The sequence below is a fragment of the Desulfosoma profundi genome, assembly GCF_055387865.1.
This window is the reverse complement of sequence record NZ_AP042420.1, coordinates 2,915,342-2,931,773: the sequence shown is the minus strand read 5'-3', so window position 1 is coordinate 2,931,773 and position 16,432 is coordinate 2,915,342. Positions and strand designations below refer to the sequence as shown.

General features: G+C 60.4%; 12 protein-coding genes. 5 read left to right on the top strand and 7 right to left on the bottom strand.

Going from position 1 to position 16,432, the window contains the following annotated elements; genetic code table 11:
• Positions 1 to 8: 8 nt before the first annotated feature.
• The 3 genes from ACZ5K9_RS12645 to trpA are packed head-to-tail and all read left to right on the top strand — an operon-like array spanning position 9 to position 2,700.
• Positions 9 to 659 (top strand): phosphoribosylanthranilate isomerase, encoded by a 651-nt coding sequence (locus ACZ5K9_RS12645; RefSeq protein WP_464271692.1) that lies wholly within the window; start codon positions 9 to 11, stop codon positions 657 to 659.
• On the top strand, positions 656 to 1,906 hold the full coding sequence (gene trpB / locus ACZ5K9_RS12640; protein WP_464271691.1) for a tryptophan synthase subunit beta: 1,251 nt from the start codon (positions 656 to 658) through the stop codon (positions 1,904 to 1,906). The genes ACZ5K9_RS12645 and trpB overlap by 4 nt, the downstream gene beginning before the upstream one ends.
• Positions 1,903 to 2,700 (top strand): tryptophan synthase subunit alpha, encoded by a 798-nt coding sequence (trpA, locus tag ACZ5K9_RS12635; protein ID WP_464271690.1) that lies wholly within the window; start codon positions 1,903 to 1,905, stop codon positions 2,698 to 2,700. Before trpB ends, trpA begins: the two co-directional genes overlap by 4 nt.
• 434 nt (positions 2,701 to 3,134) lie before the next feature.
• Here the strand turns inward: trpA and glnA are convergent, their stop codons facing one another.
• The 6 genes from glnA to ACZ5K9_RS12605 form a co-directional block, all read right to left on the bottom strand.
• On the bottom strand, positions 3,135 to 4,547 hold the full coding sequence (glnA, locus tag ACZ5K9_RS12630) for a type I glutamate--ammonia ligase (RefSeq protein ID WP_464271689.1): 1,413 nt from the start codon (positions 4,545 to 4,547) through the stop codon (positions 3,135 to 3,137).
• Positions 4,548 to 4,726: 179 nt separating this feature from the next.
• Positions 4,727 to 7,333 (bottom strand): [protein-PII] uridylyltransferase, encoded by a 2,607-nt coding sequence (gene glnD, locus ACZ5K9_RS12625; protein ID WP_464271688.1) that lies wholly within the window; start codon positions 7,331 to 7,333, stop codon positions 4,727 to 4,729.
• Positions 7,334 to 7,418: 85 nt separating this feature from the next.
• Complete coding sequence (locus tag ACZ5K9_RS12620) at positions 7,419 to 7,757, bottom strand: P-II family nitrogen regulator (RefSeq protein ID WP_464271687.1); 339 nt, start codon at positions 7,755 to 7,757, stop codon at positions 7,419 to 7,421.
• A complete protein-coding gene (locus tag ACZ5K9_RS12615) occupies positions 7,754 to 9,403 on the bottom strand; it encodes an NAD+ synthase (RefSeq protein WP_464271686.1) in 1,650 nt (549 codons plus the stop codon). The genes ACZ5K9_RS12620 and ACZ5K9_RS12615 overlap by 4 nt, the downstream gene beginning before the upstream one ends.
• 275 nt (positions 9,404 to 9,678) lie before the next feature.
• Positions 9,679 to 11,226: a sigma-54 interaction domain-containing protein gene (locus tag ACZ5K9_RS12610; protein ID WP_464271685.1), complete on the bottom strand. Its 1,548-nt coding sequence runs from the start codon at positions 11,224 to 11,226 to the stop codon at positions 9,679 to 9,681.
• Between the two features lie 55 nt (positions 11,227 to 11,281).
• Complete coding sequence (locus ACZ5K9_RS12605) at positions 11,282 to 12,862, bottom strand: DUF4301 family protein (protein ID WP_464271684.1); 1,581 nt, start codon at positions 12,860 to 12,862, stop codon at positions 11,282 to 11,284.
• 176 nt (positions 12,863 to 13,038) lie between these two features.
• On the opposite strand from ACZ5K9_RS12605, the gene ACZ5K9_RS12600 reads away from it, so the two are divergent.
• Together ACZ5K9_RS12600 and ACZ5K9_RS12595 are read left to right on the top strand one after the other, a co-directional pair.
• Positions 13,039 to 13,833 carry an MlaA family lipoprotein gene (locus ACZ5K9_RS12600; protein WP_464271683.1) on the top strand — a complete coding sequence of 265 codons (795 nt, stop codon included), beginning with the start codon at positions 13,039 to 13,041 and terminating at the stop codon, positions 13,831 to 13,833.
• A gap of 16 nt (positions 13,834 to 13,849) precedes the next feature.
• Positions 13,850 to 14,827 (top strand): calcium/sodium antiporter, encoded by a 978-nt coding sequence (locus ACZ5K9_RS12595; RefSeq protein ID WP_464271682.1) that lies wholly within the window; start codon positions 13,850 to 13,852, stop codon positions 14,825 to 14,827.
• Between the two features lie 36 nt (positions 14,828 to 14,863).
• On the opposite strand, the gene cobA is transcribed toward ACZ5K9_RS12595, so the two are convergent.
• Complete coding sequence (gene cobA, locus ACZ5K9_RS12590; protein WP_464271681.1) at positions 14,864 to 16,387, bottom strand: uroporphyrinogen-III C-methyltransferase; 1,524 nt, start codon at positions 16,385 to 16,387, stop codon at positions 14,864 to 14,866.
• Between the last annotated feature and the right edge of the window lie 45 nt (positions 16,388 to 16,432).

The window sequence follows — 16,432 nt, the reverse complement described above, 5'->3', positions numbered from 1 at the left end:
AGGAGGCGATGGATATCAAAATCTGCGGGATCACCACCGTCGAACAGGCCCGAGCCGCCGCCGCTCTGGACATCCAGGCCGTGGGATTGGTTTTCTACCCTAAAAGCCCGCGCCATGTGGACGTCTCCACCGCCCGCCGGATCGTCTCCGTCCTGCCTTCCGGTATGGCCGCCGTCGGGGTGTTTGTGGACGTCCCTTTTCCAGAAGTGCTCGCCACGGCACGGGCCGTCGGACTCCACGCCGTTCAACTTCACGGAACCGAATCCCCCGAAGATGTCCGGCGTTTCCAAGATGCCGGCCTTCGCGTCCTCAAGACCCTTTTCATCAACCGACAACCCGGGCTTGACGCTCATGGGGCGTATGCCCCCACAGCGTTTCTCGTGGAATGCGCCGGGTCCCACAGGCCCGGCGGGAACGCCCTGGTGTGGGATTGGGCCCGGGCGCGCGGCGCCGTGTCCACCGCCCCCGTAATCATCGCGGGAGGGCTCACCCCGGAAAATGTCCGGGAGGCCATCCTCGCCGCGGACCCCTCCGGTGTGGATGTGAGTTCCGGTGTGGAAAGCCGCCCGGGTCAAAAGGATCCGGAAAAGATGGAACGTTTCGTGAACACCGTGCGTCGGCTTCGGCCGCGCCTTACAAAAGGAGGTATCTTCGCATGAACCCGATCCCGGCATCATCCCGCGCCCCAGATATTTCTTCACGGACATCCCGAGAACCCGCCCCGGACGCCAGGGGCCATTTCGGTCCTTTCGGCGGCCGATACGTGGCCGAAACCCTCATGCCGGCCCTGCTGGAGCTGGAAGCCGCCTACGACGCCGCCAGAAAGGATCCTTCTTTTCATGACGCCTTTGACCGGCTGCTTTGCGAATACGCCGGACGGCCCACCCCCCTGTACCTCGCTCGGCGCCTGACGGCCCATTGCGGCGGCGCAAAGATTTACCTCAAGCGGGAAGATCTCGCCCACACCGGCGCCCACAAGATCAACAACACCCTCGGCCAAGTCCTTTTGGCTTATCGCATGGGCAAAACCAAAGTCATCGCGGAAACGGGCGCCGGCCAGCACGGTGTGGCCACCGCCACCGCAGCGGCCCTGTTCGGCATGGAATGCCGCGTGTTCATGGGAACAGAAGACGTAAAGCGCCAAGCCCCCAACGTCCGCCGCATGGAACTTCTGGGCGCCCGCGTCGTCCCTGTGGCATCGGGCACAGGGACACTCAAGGACGCCATGAACGAAGCCATGCGGTACTGGGTGGGTGCTGTCCGCGACACCTTCTATGTCATCGGATCCGTGGCCGGACCCCACCCCTACCCCATGATGGTTCGCGATTTCCAAAGAGTCATCGGGGATGAGGCCCGCCGCGGGATACTGGAACGGGAAGGACGTTTACCGGATGCGCTCATCGCCTGCGTCGGCGGCGGGAGTAACGCCATGGGCCTTTTCTACCCCTTCCTGGACGACCCGGTGGAGATGATCGGTGTAGAAGCGGCGGGCAAAGGCATCGAAACAGGAAAACATGCGGCCACTCTGGGTGCCGGCTCCATTGGGGTGCTCCATGGCTCCAAGTCCTATGTCCTTCAGGATCGGCACGGGCAAATCCTGGAAGCCCATTCCATTTCCGCAGGGTTGGATTATCCGGGGGTCGGTCCCGAACACGCATGGTTGAAAGAAAGCGGCCGAGCCCGCTACGTGTCCGTGACGGACCAAGAGGCGTTGGACGCTTTTCGGGCATTGTCCACATTGGAAGGCATCATCCCCGCCCTGGAAAGCGCCCACGCCGTGGCCCACGCCATGAAGGAAGCGGCACGAAGACGCCCGGACGACATCCTTATCATCAATCTTTCCGGCCGCGGCGATAAAGACTTGAGTATTGTCTTCAAGGATCATGAGGAAAGGGACCGACCATGAGTCGATTGGAAGAGACTTTTCAGCGGCTGAAGGAAAAAGGCGAAGGCGCTTTGGTGGGTTTTGTGACGGCGGGCGATCCCGACCCGGAAACATCGCTCCAGATTCTTCGGGCCCTCACGGAAGGCGGCGTGGACATTCTCGAGCTCGGTGTGCCCTTCTCCGACCCCACGGCCGACGGCCCCGTGATTCAGCGTTCTTCCGGACGCGCTCTGGCCGGCGGCATGACCCTGGAAAAAACTTTGGACATGTGTCGGTCCCTGCGCGCGTGGAGCCCCATCCCAGTGGTGATCTTCAGTTATTACAACCCCATCCTGGCCATGGGAGGCCGACGGTTTTACGAAGAAAGCGTTCGGGCCGGAGCGGACGCTGTCCTCGTGGTGGATCTTCCTCCTGAAGAATCTCGGGAATTTCTGGATCACTGGTCGGGGAACCGACTGGATTTCATCCGGCTCGTGGCGCCCACGACTCCCACGGACCGCATGGCGGCCATCGCCCGGGAGGCATCCGGCTTTCTTTATCTTGTGTCCATGACGGGGGTCACGGGGAGTGCCGGCTTGGACCTCGCAGAGGTGGCCGCCACCGCGGCACGCCTCAAACAGGTGAGCGCCCTTCCCGTCTGCGTGGGGTTCGGCATTTCCCAACCGGAACATGTCGCGGCCGTGTGCCGTGCCGCCGAAGGCGCCGTGGTGGGCAGCGCCTTCGAACGGCTCATTGAAGAACACCTCCACGCCCCGGATCTGGCCGAGCGCGTCGCCCGGTACGCCCGTTCCCTTAAGGCGGCAACCCGTTGCTGATGTTTCCGGGGGGCCGTCGCCCGGTGGCACACCCCCCGGGCCCGACGGCTCCCCGACCTCCCGATGATTTTTCGGCGCTGCCCGGGTGCCCGCCAAAAAAAAGCAAAATGTGGTCTTCTCCGTCTTTTCCTTTGTCTCCGCGCAAGTTAGTCGAACATATTATTTCAGAAGAAAAACGCGTGTTCCGCCATTCTGCACCGTTTCCTGAGGGTTGGGAAACCCGCCGAGACCGCGGGGAGCCCCGTGGATAAGTGGCCAAGGAACATCGGCTCTTTTTCATTGGGCGCAGGGCGTAATTCTTCTGGGAAGAGAACGTCTGAAGTCGCTTTCCAACCGCCTTTCTCCGCGCCCCCTTCGGCCTCCCCCCCCCTTTAGAAAGGGGAGAGGCCGGGCAGAAGGGGAGGCGCCGCACAGCAGGATAGAACGCAATCGGCTTAGATATCGAAGTAGAGCATGAACTCGTAGGGGTGGGGGCGCAACCGAACGGGATCCACCTCGTTCGATCGCTTGTATTCCAGCCATTTCGAAATCACATCTTCGGTAAACACATCACCCTTCAGCAGGAAATCGTGATCCTTTTCCAGGGCCCTTAAGGCTTCTTCGAGAGACCCCGGCGTGGACGGCACATTGGCCAGTTCTTCCGGGCTGAGGGCATAAATGTCCCTGTCCAAAGGCTCTCCGGGATCGATGCGGTTTTCGATGCCGTCCAGGGCAGCCATGAGCAGGGCGCTGAAGGCAAGGTACCCGTTGCACGAGGGGTCGGGAAAGCGGATCTCGATCCGTTTCGCCTTGGGCGACGGGGAATACATGGGGATACGGATGGAAGCGCTTCGATTTCGACTGGAATAGGCCAGATTCACGGGAGCTTCGTAGCCGGGCACAAGCCGCTTGTAGGAATTGGTTGTGGGGTTGGTAAAGGCGCACAGCGCCGCCGCATGGCGCAACACGCCCCCGACGGCGTGCAGCGCCATTTCACTCAACCCCGCATAGCGGTCCCCAGCGAACAGCGGTTTGCCGTCCTTCCAAATACTCAGGTGGGTGTGCATGCCCGAGCCGTTGTCCCCATAGAGGGGTTTGGGCATGAAGGTCACTGTCTTTTTGTGTTTTCGGGCCACGTTCTTGATGATGTACTTAAACCACATGAGCTGGTCGCCCATCTTGACCAAGGGCGCAAAACGCATATCGATTTCCGCCTGGCCCGCCGTGGCCACTTCGTGGTGCTGACATTCCACCTGGATGCCGACCTGCTGCATCATGAGGACCATTTCCGTGCGGATGTCCTGCAAGGCATCCGTGGGTGGCACGGGGAAATAGCCTTCCTTATGACGCGGCTTGTAGCCGAGGTTGGGGTTTTCCTCCCGACCGCTGTTCCAGATGCCCTCTTCCGAATCAATGAAGTAATATCCGTAATGGGCCGCCGAGGCATACCGGATGTCGTCGAAGATGAAAAATTCCGCTTCCGGACCGAAATAGGCAGTATCCCCGATGCCGGTGAACTTGAGGTAGGATTCGGCCTTATGGGCGATGTAGCGCGGATCTCGCGTGTAGCGTTCTTTGGTCACCGGATCCACAATGTTGCAGATGAGGGTGAGGGTCGGCACCTGGAAGAAAGGATCCATGACGGCGGTGTCCGGGTCGGGGATGACCAGCATGTCGCTGGCATTGATAGGCTGCCAGCCGCGGATGCTGGACCCATCGAAGCCAAACCCATCTTCGAAGGACGATTCATCCAATTCGCAGATCGGTACGGTAAAGTGCTGCCAGATGCCGGGAAAGTCCAAGAAACGAAAATCCACCATCTGGGCGTTGTGTTCTTTGGCGAAGGCCATCACTTCCTGAGGCGTCATGCACTGTCCTCCTTGTCAGAGAATGTTTAGGGATCTTCACGATCATTTCCGTTGAAGGCAATTTCCGGGCCAGATGCACCACCCGGCACGTTTTCCCATCCGCTCTTCATGTCGGCCTGGACGGCCGAGACAAAATTGTCTCTTTTCCAGCGGCCATGAGGCGGGATGGTACAATTTCGTCATCCCTGTCCTTTGGAACGGGACGTGTCCCAGTTTTGCAGGCATCCCAGGAGTCGTTCCTCGATGATCCCGTGTCGCTCGGGATCTTGGATCTTGGCCCCCTCGAGATCTGTCACATAAAACACGTCCACCACCTGCGCGCCCGGTGTGGAAATCTTGGCCAGTTGGATCGTGAGGCCCAGTTCGAAAAGGGTTTGGGTCATGGCGTGGAGCACGCCGGGCCGATCCCACGTGTACACTTCGATCACGGTGTAGAAATCCGACGCGCTTTCATCGAGCACCACCCGGTCGGGTTTCTTCGGCCCCAGCACCGCTTTTCGGGGGATGGGGGGACGGTGCCGGGCCTTGAGGGCGGCCAAGGCCGTGGGGTCCTGAACGCACCGGGTGAGGTCACTGCGCACCCGATCCCACGTCTCATCCGGATGAAGGGGATCTGGAAGATCCTCCACGATGAGGATATCCAGGGCGATCCCGGAAGACCGGGTGTAGATATCCGCCGAGAGAATGTTCAGGCCGTGGAGCCAGAGCACACCGGTGATGGTGGCGAAAAGACCCGGGCGGTCCCGGCATGCCGTGGTCACCTGCCATAGTTCCCCTTCCATGGGACGGGCATCCAAGACGAGGATTTTTTCCGGCACCTCCTTTTCCATAGCGTAGTGCCGCACGATCTCCCCAGGCGGCTGGGACAGAAGATAACGCAGGGACAGATTTTCCAGCCATCGGGCCACGGCGGTCCTTTGCCCCGCATCACACAGCCCGAGGACTTCCGTCTGGAGCGCTTCCACCTTCGGTGCCACATCCTCAGGCTGCCACTCGCCTCGAAGGAGCACCCGATCCACTTTTCCGTAAAGCTCATCCATGAGGGAGGCCCGCCAGGTGTTCCACGCCCCGGGGCCCGTCGCTCGGGAATCCGCCACCGCCAGCAGGTAAAGCAGCCGAAGCCTGATACGGGTGCCGATCTGCATGGCGCAGCGCACAATGGGCTTCTCGTCGCTCAGGTCACGTTTCAGGGCTGTATCGGGAAGAAGCAGGTGATGGCGAATGAGGAACTCCAGCAGGGACTTTTCCTCCGCGTCCAGGCCCAGACGCTCCGCAATGGTCCGACTCATTTCGGCCCCACGCACCGAATGGTTCTTCCCCTGCCCTTTGCCCACATCGTGGAGCAGCGCTGCGAGATAGAGGACACGCCGATGCGGAAGATCATGGAACAGGTGTCGGCAGTCCACGTGGGGCTCCAATGACGGTCGGCCCTCCTCGAGACCGTGCATTTCCCGAACGGTACGCAGCAGATGTTCATCCACGGTGTACAGATGATAGACGTCGTGTTGAACCCGATAGCGCACCGGGGCCAATTCCGGAATGAAGGTCTGGAGGAAGCCCGTTTCCATCATTACGCGAAGCACTGAAAAGGACCGCGTGGGGTGCAGGAGGATGTCAAAAAACTTGGAGACCACTTCAGGGTCCGACCGGACGCCGTCCGTCACGGCCGACAGGTTTTCCCGTACGATCCGCCCCGTCTGGTGATGAAAACGGGCGCCCCGCTTGGCGGCTTCCCAAAAGAGGGTCATGAGCCATTCGGGCCTTTCCCGCAGTCTTTCCGGCTCGAGGAAGGACAGGTGATTGTCTTCTAAGAGGAACGGCCCAGGGAGGACGGTTTTGCGGCGGGAGAACTGGCGGCTCGGCTTGCGGGTTTCATGGGTGAGCCTGTCCAGGAGGAAGCCGGCGATGCGGCGGATCCGCGCCGTGTGGCGGTAGTAAAGGTGCATGAAGGCTTCCACGGCGCTTCCTTCCGTCCCGTCGAGAAAGCCCAAGCGTTTGGCGAGAACTTCTTGGTCCGCCATGAGGAGCCGGTCCTGCCGTTTGCCGCTCAGGTGATGGAGCTGCAGGCGGACACGCCACAGGAAATCCTCGGCCTGTTCCAACCACAGCGCCTCTTCGGGGGTCAGCCAGCCGGCGTCTGTGAGGGCGGAAACGGACGGTGTGCCCAGAAAGATCACTGCAATCCAGCGAATGGTGTGGATGTCGCGAAGGCTGCCCACGCCTTCCTTAAGATGCGGTTCGAGCAGATAGCTGCTTTCCCCGTAGCGGCTGTAGCGGGCTTTCCTGTACTCACGCAGATTTTCAAGAAACCGGGCGCGCTTGCTGCGATTGAAGTCCCCGAGGAATCCTTCCCGCCAGGTGCGGTAAAAGGCCGGATCGCCTCCGGCGAAAGATGCTTCCACGTAGGTGGTCTGGACGCTGAAGTCTTGACGCATGAGGTTCTTTAGATCCTTGGGAGAGCTGACCATATGGCCCACCTCGAATCCGGCGTCCCACAGGCTGGGCACGACGTCTCGGACCAAGGATTCCAGAGGGGCCGACAACCGGCGTTTGTGGAGAAAGACGAGATCCAGGTCGGACACGAAACTCAGCTGCCCGCGCCCGAATCCACCCACGACGGCCGCACACCATTCGTCGTTTCCGCTCTCATCAAGGGTCCCGATGAGCCGGCGGAGTTCTTCCAAGAAACGTGTCGCATAGGTGTGCGCGGCGATCACGCCGGGAACGTCCGAACCACATGCCTTTTTAAAATCTTCTCGAAGGGATACCAGCGTCTTGCAGTCCATGAAAGGATCCGTGTCGGTCTCGGCCGTGCCGTGCTCATGGGGGAAAGACCGTGAAGGCGCCTTGGGGCGGACGCGCTTCAGCGGACTATACCGCGTGCTCACCCCGCTCGCCAGTCCGGATGCGGAGGCATTCTTCGACCGGGATCACGAAAATCTTCCCGTCCCCGATTTTTCCGGTGCGGGCCGAGTCTTGGATGGCTTGCAGCACCTCGTCCAGTTGGTCGTCGCTCACCACCACTTCGATCTTGAGTTTCGGGATGAAGTCCACGACGTATTCCGCGCCCCGATAGATTTCCGTGTGGCCTTTCTGGCGGCCGAAGCCTCGCACTTCCGTGACGGTCATGCCCTTGATGCCCAGTTCCGTCAGGCGTTCCTTCACGTCGTCCAGCTTGAACGGTTTGATGATGGCTTCCACTTTCTTCATCGGTTTTTGTCCTCTCGATATCCGTGGGCAATGGGACACCGCCGACCGGAGCCGAAGGCCTTGGTGGTCACCCGTAACACGGGTGGGGCCTGGCGGCGTTTATATTCGTTGCCGTCTACGCGGCGCACCACGGACCGGACCAGATCCTCGGCCCATCCCATGGCGCAGATCTCCTCGAGGGATTTTCGATCCTCCACATACGCTTTGAGTATCGAATCGAGAACTTCATAAGGCGGCAGGCTGTCCTGATCGGTCTGGCCGGGGCGCAGTTCCGCGGAGGGCGGCTTTTCCAGAATGCGCCGGGGAATCCACCCGTAACGGCGATTGATGAGGGCGGCCAGCTCGTAAACCAATGTTTTGGGGACGTCCCCCAAGACGGAAAGCCCTCCGTTCATGTCTCCGTAAAGGGTGCAGTAGCCCACCGCCAGTTCGGATTTGTTTCCCGTGTTGAGCACCAGGTGGCCTAGCTTGTTGGACACGGCCATCAGCAGCAGTCCTCGAAGCCGCGCCTGGATATTCTCTTCCGTCGTATCCCAGGATCGGCCTTGAAACAGGGGCTCCAGCGTTTCACAGGCACACCGAAACAAGGCGTGAATGGGCACGACGGCACAGGGAACGCCGAGGGCCGCCGCGAGTTGTTGAGCGTCTTCCAAGCTTTCGGGAGCGTTGAACGGCCCGGGCATGGCCAGGGTGAGAACATTTTCGGCCCCTAGGGCGACACGGGCGATACAGGCCGTGACCGCCGAGTCGATCCCGCCGCTCAACCCAAGGACCACCTTTCGGAATCCGCATTTCCCTACATAGTCCCGAAGTCCTAGGATGAGCGCTTCCAGGACTTCTTCGACGGCATCATCCACCGGATCCCTGCGGTCCCCCGCCCCGCGCTCTGCATCATAAAGACAGAGATCTTCCGCGAAATCGGCCGCCCGGGCGACGCATTCCCCGCGGGCGTTCCACACCATGGAGCACCCTTGGAAGATGAGTTCGTCGTTGCCGCCTGTCTGGTTCACATAGATGACGGGAACGGCGCAGGAAACCGCATGGCGGCGGAGCAACTCCCCCACCCAGACGGCCTTTCCCCGGTGGTACGGGGATGCCGCGATGTTGATCAGAAGATCCATTCCTGCCGCGGACAACTCACGAACGGGATCGACCCGATAGAGCGGCCGGGGCAGAAAGTCCGCCTCCGTCCAGATATCTTCGCAGATGGTGAGCCCCAAGCGCCATCCCTTGAAGGAGACCACCACCGGTTCCCGGCCCGGTTCGAAATAGCGATCCTCGTCGAAGACGTCGTAGGTGGGGAGCAGCCGTTTTTTGACCACGGCTTCCAGGCGCCCGTCATGGAAAAAGAGCGCCAGGTTATGGAGCGGTTTGCCCCGGGGTTCATCATTTATGCCCACTGCGCCGCAGAGGATGGGCACATGGCGGCTCGCTTGGACCAGAGTGTCCCAATGGGCCAGGCTGCGTCTGATAAAAGACGGGCGCTCCAGCAGATCCCTGGGGGGATAGCCCACCAAGGCCAGCTCTGGGAAAACGACAAGATCCGCCCCTCGGGATCGGCCCTCGCGGGCGAAGGCAACGATCTTTCGGGCATTTCCGGCAAAGTCGCCGATGAGAGGATTGATTTGGGCCAAAGCTATCTTCATGGACCATTTGCCGCCCCAAGGGGCATCCGCACCGAACGTCCGCACTTGGCTTTTCGGGCCACCAGGAATTTATCGTTAGGCAAAACTCGTACCAGGCTCAGGGACAGGGCTTCACCGCCCATCCCCCGCCGCCGACGGGCCGACCCGAAAAGCCCTCACCAGCGGCCGCATCCTCCAGCCGCACAGCCCGCTTCTCCCCGTGTGGCCTTCCCATGTCCTCTGTCCACGGCCGCCGACCGAGCTTCACCGCACCTCCCACGTTTTCGGCGGGAGCTTCATTGGGGTTTTTCACCCTCGACAGAGCGGGTTCGTTCCGCAAACCGACGGGCATCGATGCCATATTTTCGCACCTTATACTGGACGATGCGCTTGGTGGTCCCCAGAAGCCGGGCCGCTTGGGCTTGGTTTCCCCGAGCGTCTTTCAGGGCTTCCACGATGATGTCCCGTTCGAAGGCGCCCACCAATGCCTCCAGTTTTCCCCGGGACTGCCGTTGGAGCTCCATGGGTTTCATCTGAAGTGTGGGGGGAAGGTGACGCGCCTCAATGGCGTCTCCGGTGGCGAGCACTACGGCCCGTTCGATACAGTTTTCCAGTTCCCGGACGTTTCCGGGCCAGTGATAAGCCATAAGCAGGTCGATGGCCGATGTGGAAATGCGGTTCACGCTCTTTCCCAGGAGCTGGGCGTATTTTTGGACGAAATAATCGGCCAGCAGAAGGATGTCCGGCCCCCGGTCCCGCAGGGGAGGCAGGAAAATGGGAAAAACGTTCAGCCGATAGTACAAATCCGATCGAAACCGGCCGTGGGCTGTTTCCTGTTCCAGGTCCTTGTTGGTGGCGGCCACCACCCGCACGTCCACTTTGACCACGCGGGAAGAACCCAAAGGCTGAAATTCTCTTTCCTGCAGCACGCGCAGGAGTTTCGCCTGAGCCACGGGAGAAAGTTCCCCGATTTCGTCCAAGAAGATGGTCCCCCCTTGAGCTTCTTCGAAACGGCCCTTGCGTCGCGCCACAGCCCCCGTAAACGCTCCTTTTTCGTGCCCGAACAACTCGCTTTCCAGAAGCGTGTCCGGCATGGCGGCGCAATTGACCCGCACCAGAGGCCCCGAAGCTCGGGAGCTGTTGTCGTGAATGGCCTTGGCCACCAATTCCTTGCCTGTGCCCGTCTCCCCGTGGACGAGCACCGTAGTGTTCGTGTCCGCCACCTGGTCGATGAGACGAAGCACGTCCCGGATTTCCTTGGAGCGACCGAGGATCTGGGTCTTGGGCCGGCGCGCTTCGGCGATGAGGCTCCGGAGCCGACGGTTCTCCTCCTCCACGGCACGAAAATGGACCACTTTGCCCAAAAGCTCCGCGACGGCCTCCAGGAGTTCCACCTCCCGGGCAAGGTCTTCCACATCGCGACTGAGCTTATCCGCCGAGAGAACCCCAACCACGCGCCCTTGATGAAAAATGGGCACGCACAGGAAAGCCAGCTCTTTGCGGTTGAGTTTCTTGCGGGCCCCCGTGCGGTCCAGGAAGTGCGCTTCCTCTCCCAAGTCCGCGATGGCCATGGGGCGCCCTGTCTGTGCGACTTTGCCGGTGATTCCTTCCCCCGGGCGGTAGATGATGCTTCCGGCGCTGACATCCACACCGTGGGCCACGTCCAGCCAGGCTTCCCCGGTCTTGTGATCCAGGATGGAGATCATGCCCCTGCGCATTCCGAGCTGCTCGCTCAAGACGGCCAAAACCGCCTGAAACTGATCCTTGATGTCCTCCGGACGAGCCAAGATTCGGGCGATCTGGTGAAGGGCGCTCAATTCTTTAAGGGTGTATTTTTCGCTCATGGCTTTGCGTCACGACGCACGGAAAGCTTTGCAGCCGGAGGAGAGAATCTTTCGTTCATCGTTCGTGGGGCTGTTTCGGCCGGTGTTCCGGGCGCAGCAGGTCCAAGACCGTTTTGACAGGATTGAACGTCGATGGCGGAACCTCCACAAAAATCGTGTTCCACATGGCCATGGACCCGTTCCACAACCCAGGTAACTCCAAGGCCTTCAACGGTCTGCCGTTTAAGGATTTTTTCGTGATGATCACCGCATCGGGATCGCGATAGCGCATCAGGTCAAACGGATTCCCCTCCGCGTCCCGTACCGCGCACACCAAATCCACAGGGTTGAAATGAGTCGCCCGCTCCCAGACGGCCCGTTGACGCGGGTCGTTCATGTCCACTTGGGCTTTTTCCACGATCTGGCATGTGAGGCGCCCTTCCCTGTCCCAGGCCCAAAAAGGCCCGCCGCCGGGTTCCCCCACATTACGCACCATGCCGCAGACCCGTATGGGTCGGTTCAGCACATGGAGGAGCAAGTCCCTTTGGGCTACCAGGGCTCCGCCGATGGCGCACGTGCCTCCCCAAAAGGTTGTCTGAATGAACCGTCGGGCCTGTTCCACCGTCTCGGACGACAATCTTTGGCGCAACGCCTTGATGTGCCGGTGGATGCGTTCCTGGATGAGAATGGTAAATCCTCCGAGAATTTTTTTCCACCGCACCGTTTCTCTCTTTAGGGCATCTGGAACAACGTTGTCGATATTCTTGATGAAAATGAGGTCTCCCTTGAGGCGGTTTAGGTTGGGGAGCAGGGCACCATGGCCGGCGGGCCGGAAGACCAATCGTCCGGAACCGTCCCGGAACGGACGGTTGTCTTCATCCACCGCGATGGTATTGGTCGCCGGACTTTGTTGAGACAGGGTAATCTGAAAGGAGCACGCCCATAACGTCTCATGCCGGGATCGCACCGCCACGATGTGTTTCAGGAAACGCTCTTCATGCTCGGGGCTCACCGTGAAGTGCACGGGACACAATCCGTTAGGCATGCGCACGTAGCCCGCCGCCTCAGCCAAATGTTCCTCCAAGGCCGTGCGAGGTCCGTCCGGATAAGAATGGAAAGGGATGAGCGCTTTCGGGAGTCCACCCAGGTCAAGACCTTCGGGCGTGAGCAGGACCCGCAGGGCTTTTTCGATCTTCCCTTCACGAAGTTGCTCGTTCAGGTCGGAACCCGCATCGGCCATGGCCCGACACCACATCTCGTAAAATGGCAATCGGTGCGCTTGGGCGAAAAATGTGCGCACCCTTCGGGCCGATTCGTCCCCGGATTGGGCCTCCGAGTCAATCTCCGAAAGATTCGGCACCGGGTTTCGGCCAAGGACGGCAAAAAGATCTTGAAACATGCGGGTCGCCGCGCCGGAAGCAGGGACGAATTTGATAAAACGCCCTTTCTTCAGACCCTTTTTGTAGGCGTCCTCGCATACCCGTTCCATGTTCGGATCCACCCCGATGATGCCATCTCCCAAGGTACAGGGTCTGTGTAGCTCACAGGTGATGTTTTTTTTCTCAAAAAGGGCCAGCTGCCTTTCCACTTCCCACAGGGGGATGCCCAATTGCGCCAGCTGCTTCCGATCCGCTTCGGTAAAGATATTCCCTTCCATCCATACATCCTCCGGGGAGGTTTCCGTGCCAAACCCTACTGCCCCATTTGTTACGTTGTCACATAACACAAAGCCCGCCGACGCAAAAGAGTCCCTTTGTCGTTGACAAGAATACGACGCAGCGACTTAAATGGCGGTTCATGAACGAACTCTCCCCAAAGGTGATGGAGGACCGTATGGATGGGAAATGGGCGTGCTGGCGGCCGTGGTTCGTGGTCTGCATCCTCTGTGGGCTTTTGTTTTTGAAGACGGAAACCCGCATCCCCGGGCTGTCTCCAAAATGGTTCGGCACTGAGGCGACGGCTTGGGCTGCCACCGCCTCCCAAGACGACGAAAATTATCTGGACGATCCTTTTGCCGAAAGGGAAACGAGCGTTGCAGATCCTTTGCAGCCGCTGAACCGCGCGTTTTTCCACTTCAATGACAAACTGTATTTCTGGGTGCTCAAGCCGGTGGCTACCGTCTACAAGACCTTCGTCCCCACCGGCGTGAGACTGTGCGTGCGCAACGCCTTCACGAACCTCATGGCCCCGGTGCGCATCGCCAACAATTTGTTGCAGCTGAAATTTCAGCGAGGCATCGTGGAAGTGGCCCGATTCGGCCTGAACTCAACCCTGGGTGCCGCCGGACTTTTCGACCCCGCCGAAAAGGAATTTGGTTTGAAACCCTACGACGAAGACTTCGGCCAAACCCTAGGCCATTATCGGGTGGGGAACGGGATTTTCTTCATGTGGCCGGTGCTGGGCCCGTCCACGCTGCGGGACACCGTGGGACTGGTCGCGGATTATTTCTTGGATCCCATGAATTATCTGGCATGGGAAGCCTACGGACCGGCCAAAGGGGTCAAAGAGGTGAACCGCACTTCGTTGAGCCTTGGTCAATACGAGGATTTCAAAGCCTCGGCCCTCGACCCCTACGTGTCCATGAGGAACGCCTACATCAGTTATCGGCACCGACAAGTGAATCAATAGTTCGCCGGACATTGTCATGCACACCACGCTCCTTTATGCAACGGCTGTCATCTTGGGAATTGTGGCTTTGGTCTGGGGGGCCGACCGGTTCGTGGACGGTGCGGCAGCCCTTGCCCGCCGGCTCGGTATTTCCCCGATCATCATCGGCCTGACGGTGGTCTCCTTCGGGACCTCCCTGCCCGAGTTGCTGGTGAGTCTCACCGCTACCGTAATGGGGCACCCCGATGTGGCCGTAGGGAACGTGGTGGGCAGCAATATCGCCAATATCGGCCTGATTCTTGGGGCAGCCGCCGTGTTTCGGCCCCTGATGGTTCATCGTTCCATCGTCCGTCGCGAATGCCCTCTCCTCATCGGGGTGTCGGTCATCTCGTGGCTCATGGCGCGGGACGGCAGGTTCAGCCGTTTCGAGGGGAGCCTGCTGGTGGCGGGTTTGATTCTTTTCGTGGCCCAGATGATCGCCACAGCCAAATACACCACACCCGAAACGGTGCTGAAAGAAACGGCGGACACCAGTTCGACACGGCAGCCCGCCGTTGCTCTCCGTCAATCCATCCTATCTCTGAGCCTGGGACTGGCGGCCCTGACGGCGGGCAGCCGGTTGCTGGTGTGGGGCGGTGTGGCCATGGCCAAATCTTTCGGCGTGACCGAACTGGTCATCGGGTTGACCCTGGTGGCGCTGGGAACGAGCCTTCCTGAACTGGCGACCTCAGTGGCCGGGGCCATCAAGCAGCAGGACGACATCGCCGTAGGCAACGTGGTCGGTTCGAATCTTTTCAATATACTGGCCATTCTGGGTATCCCCGCCTTGGTGCGGCCGCTTCACGTGTCCTCCGAAGCCTTTCACCGGGATTTTCCCGTCATGCTTTTGGCCACGTTGCTCCTCTGGCCCGTGTGTCGGCCATGGCGCGGGCGCCAAGGCCGGGTCAACCGTCTCGAAGGGGGAGCTCTGGTTTTGGGCTACCTCGTTTATACAGGATACCTCTTTAAACCCTAGTTTGACCTCGGGTGACTCCACGAACAGGGACGCCTTTTACCGAAGGCCCATCAGGGTGCGCACAAGCCCCGCAATGGTATACTCGTCCGCCACCAGCGTCGGTGTGATCCCCAAGGACCGTGCCGTCTGCGCCGTCACCGGCCCGATACAGGCCACGGCGGTCTTTTCCAGCAGCCGAGGACCCCGGTGCTCCCCTAACGCCTGAATGAAAAAGCTCACCGTGGAAGACGACGTAAAGGTCACCACGTGGATCTCCCCCCGCTCCAGCATGGCAGCCACCGTTTCCGCTCCTTCAGAGGCGGGCTGGGTTTCGTAAGCGGGGACGACATCCACCTGGGCACCCCATCGACGCAAGGTTTCAGGCAACACGTCCCGGGCCTGGGCGGCTCGAGGCAGCAGAAAGCGACGGCCCTGCACAGCCGTCTCCCCCAAGGCTTCCAAAAGCGCTTCCGCCCGATATTCGGCGGGAACCACGTCCAGCCGCAGTCCGCGCTGTTCCAAGGCTTCCGCGGTCTTCGGGCCGATGGCCGCCAGACGACATCCCGCCAAGGCCCGAACGTCGCGACCCGCCGCCCACAACCTCTCCATGAAAAACCGCACCCCATTGATGCTCGTAAACACCACCCAGTCGTACCCCTCGAGGCACGCTATCGCGGCATCCAAACGATCCCAAGAGGCAGGCGGAACGATGGAGATGGTCGGAAATTCCATGCAGCGGGCCCCGAGATTCTCCAAAGCCTTCCGCAGCTCGCTTGACTGTTCCCGCGCTCGAGTGACCAAGACGGTTTTGCCGAAAAGAGGTTTTCTTTCAAACCAGTTGAGGGATTCCCGCAACCGGACCACCTCCCCAACCACAATGACGGCCGGAGGTTTCAGGCCCACCTGCTCAACCTTTTCGGCAATATCGGATAGGGTTCCCACGACGGTCTGCTGGTGAGGTGTCGTGCCCCACCGGATCACCGCCACGGGCGTTTGCGGGGACCGGCCGTGTTCCGTAAGCCTTCGGGCAATTTCGGGAAGATTTTTCACGCCCATGAAGAACACCAGCGTGCCGATCCCCGAGGCAAGTTTTTCCCAATCGAGTCCTTCCTTCCCTTCGGGGGCGATGCCATCGGCCCTTTCGTGTCCAGTAATGAAGGCCATGCTGGAGGCGTAATCCCGATGGGACAAAGGGATGCCCGCATAGGCCGGCACGGCCACGGCAGCCGTGACCCCGGGAACGATTTCGAATTCGATGCCTGCCGCCGCCAGCTCCTGGGCTTCTTCGCCCCCCCGGCCGAAAACAAAGGGATCCCCCCCTTTGAGGCGCACCACGATGTGGTCCCGAGCTTTTTCCACGAGCAGGCGGCTGATGGCCTCCTGACTCATGGTGTGCTCGCCGCCCTTCTTGCCCACATAGATCCGTTCCGCATGGGGGGGAGCGTAATTGAGGAATTCTTCGTTGGCCAAGTAATCGTAGATCACCACGTCGGCAAGGCCGAGCACGTCGCGGGCTTTGAGTGTGAGCAGTCCCGGGTCACCAGGCCCTGCTCCCACAAGGTAGGCTTTTCCTTTTTTCACCGCATCCTCACGCTGCACGGGTGCCGGCCGTACGGCACCGGAAGT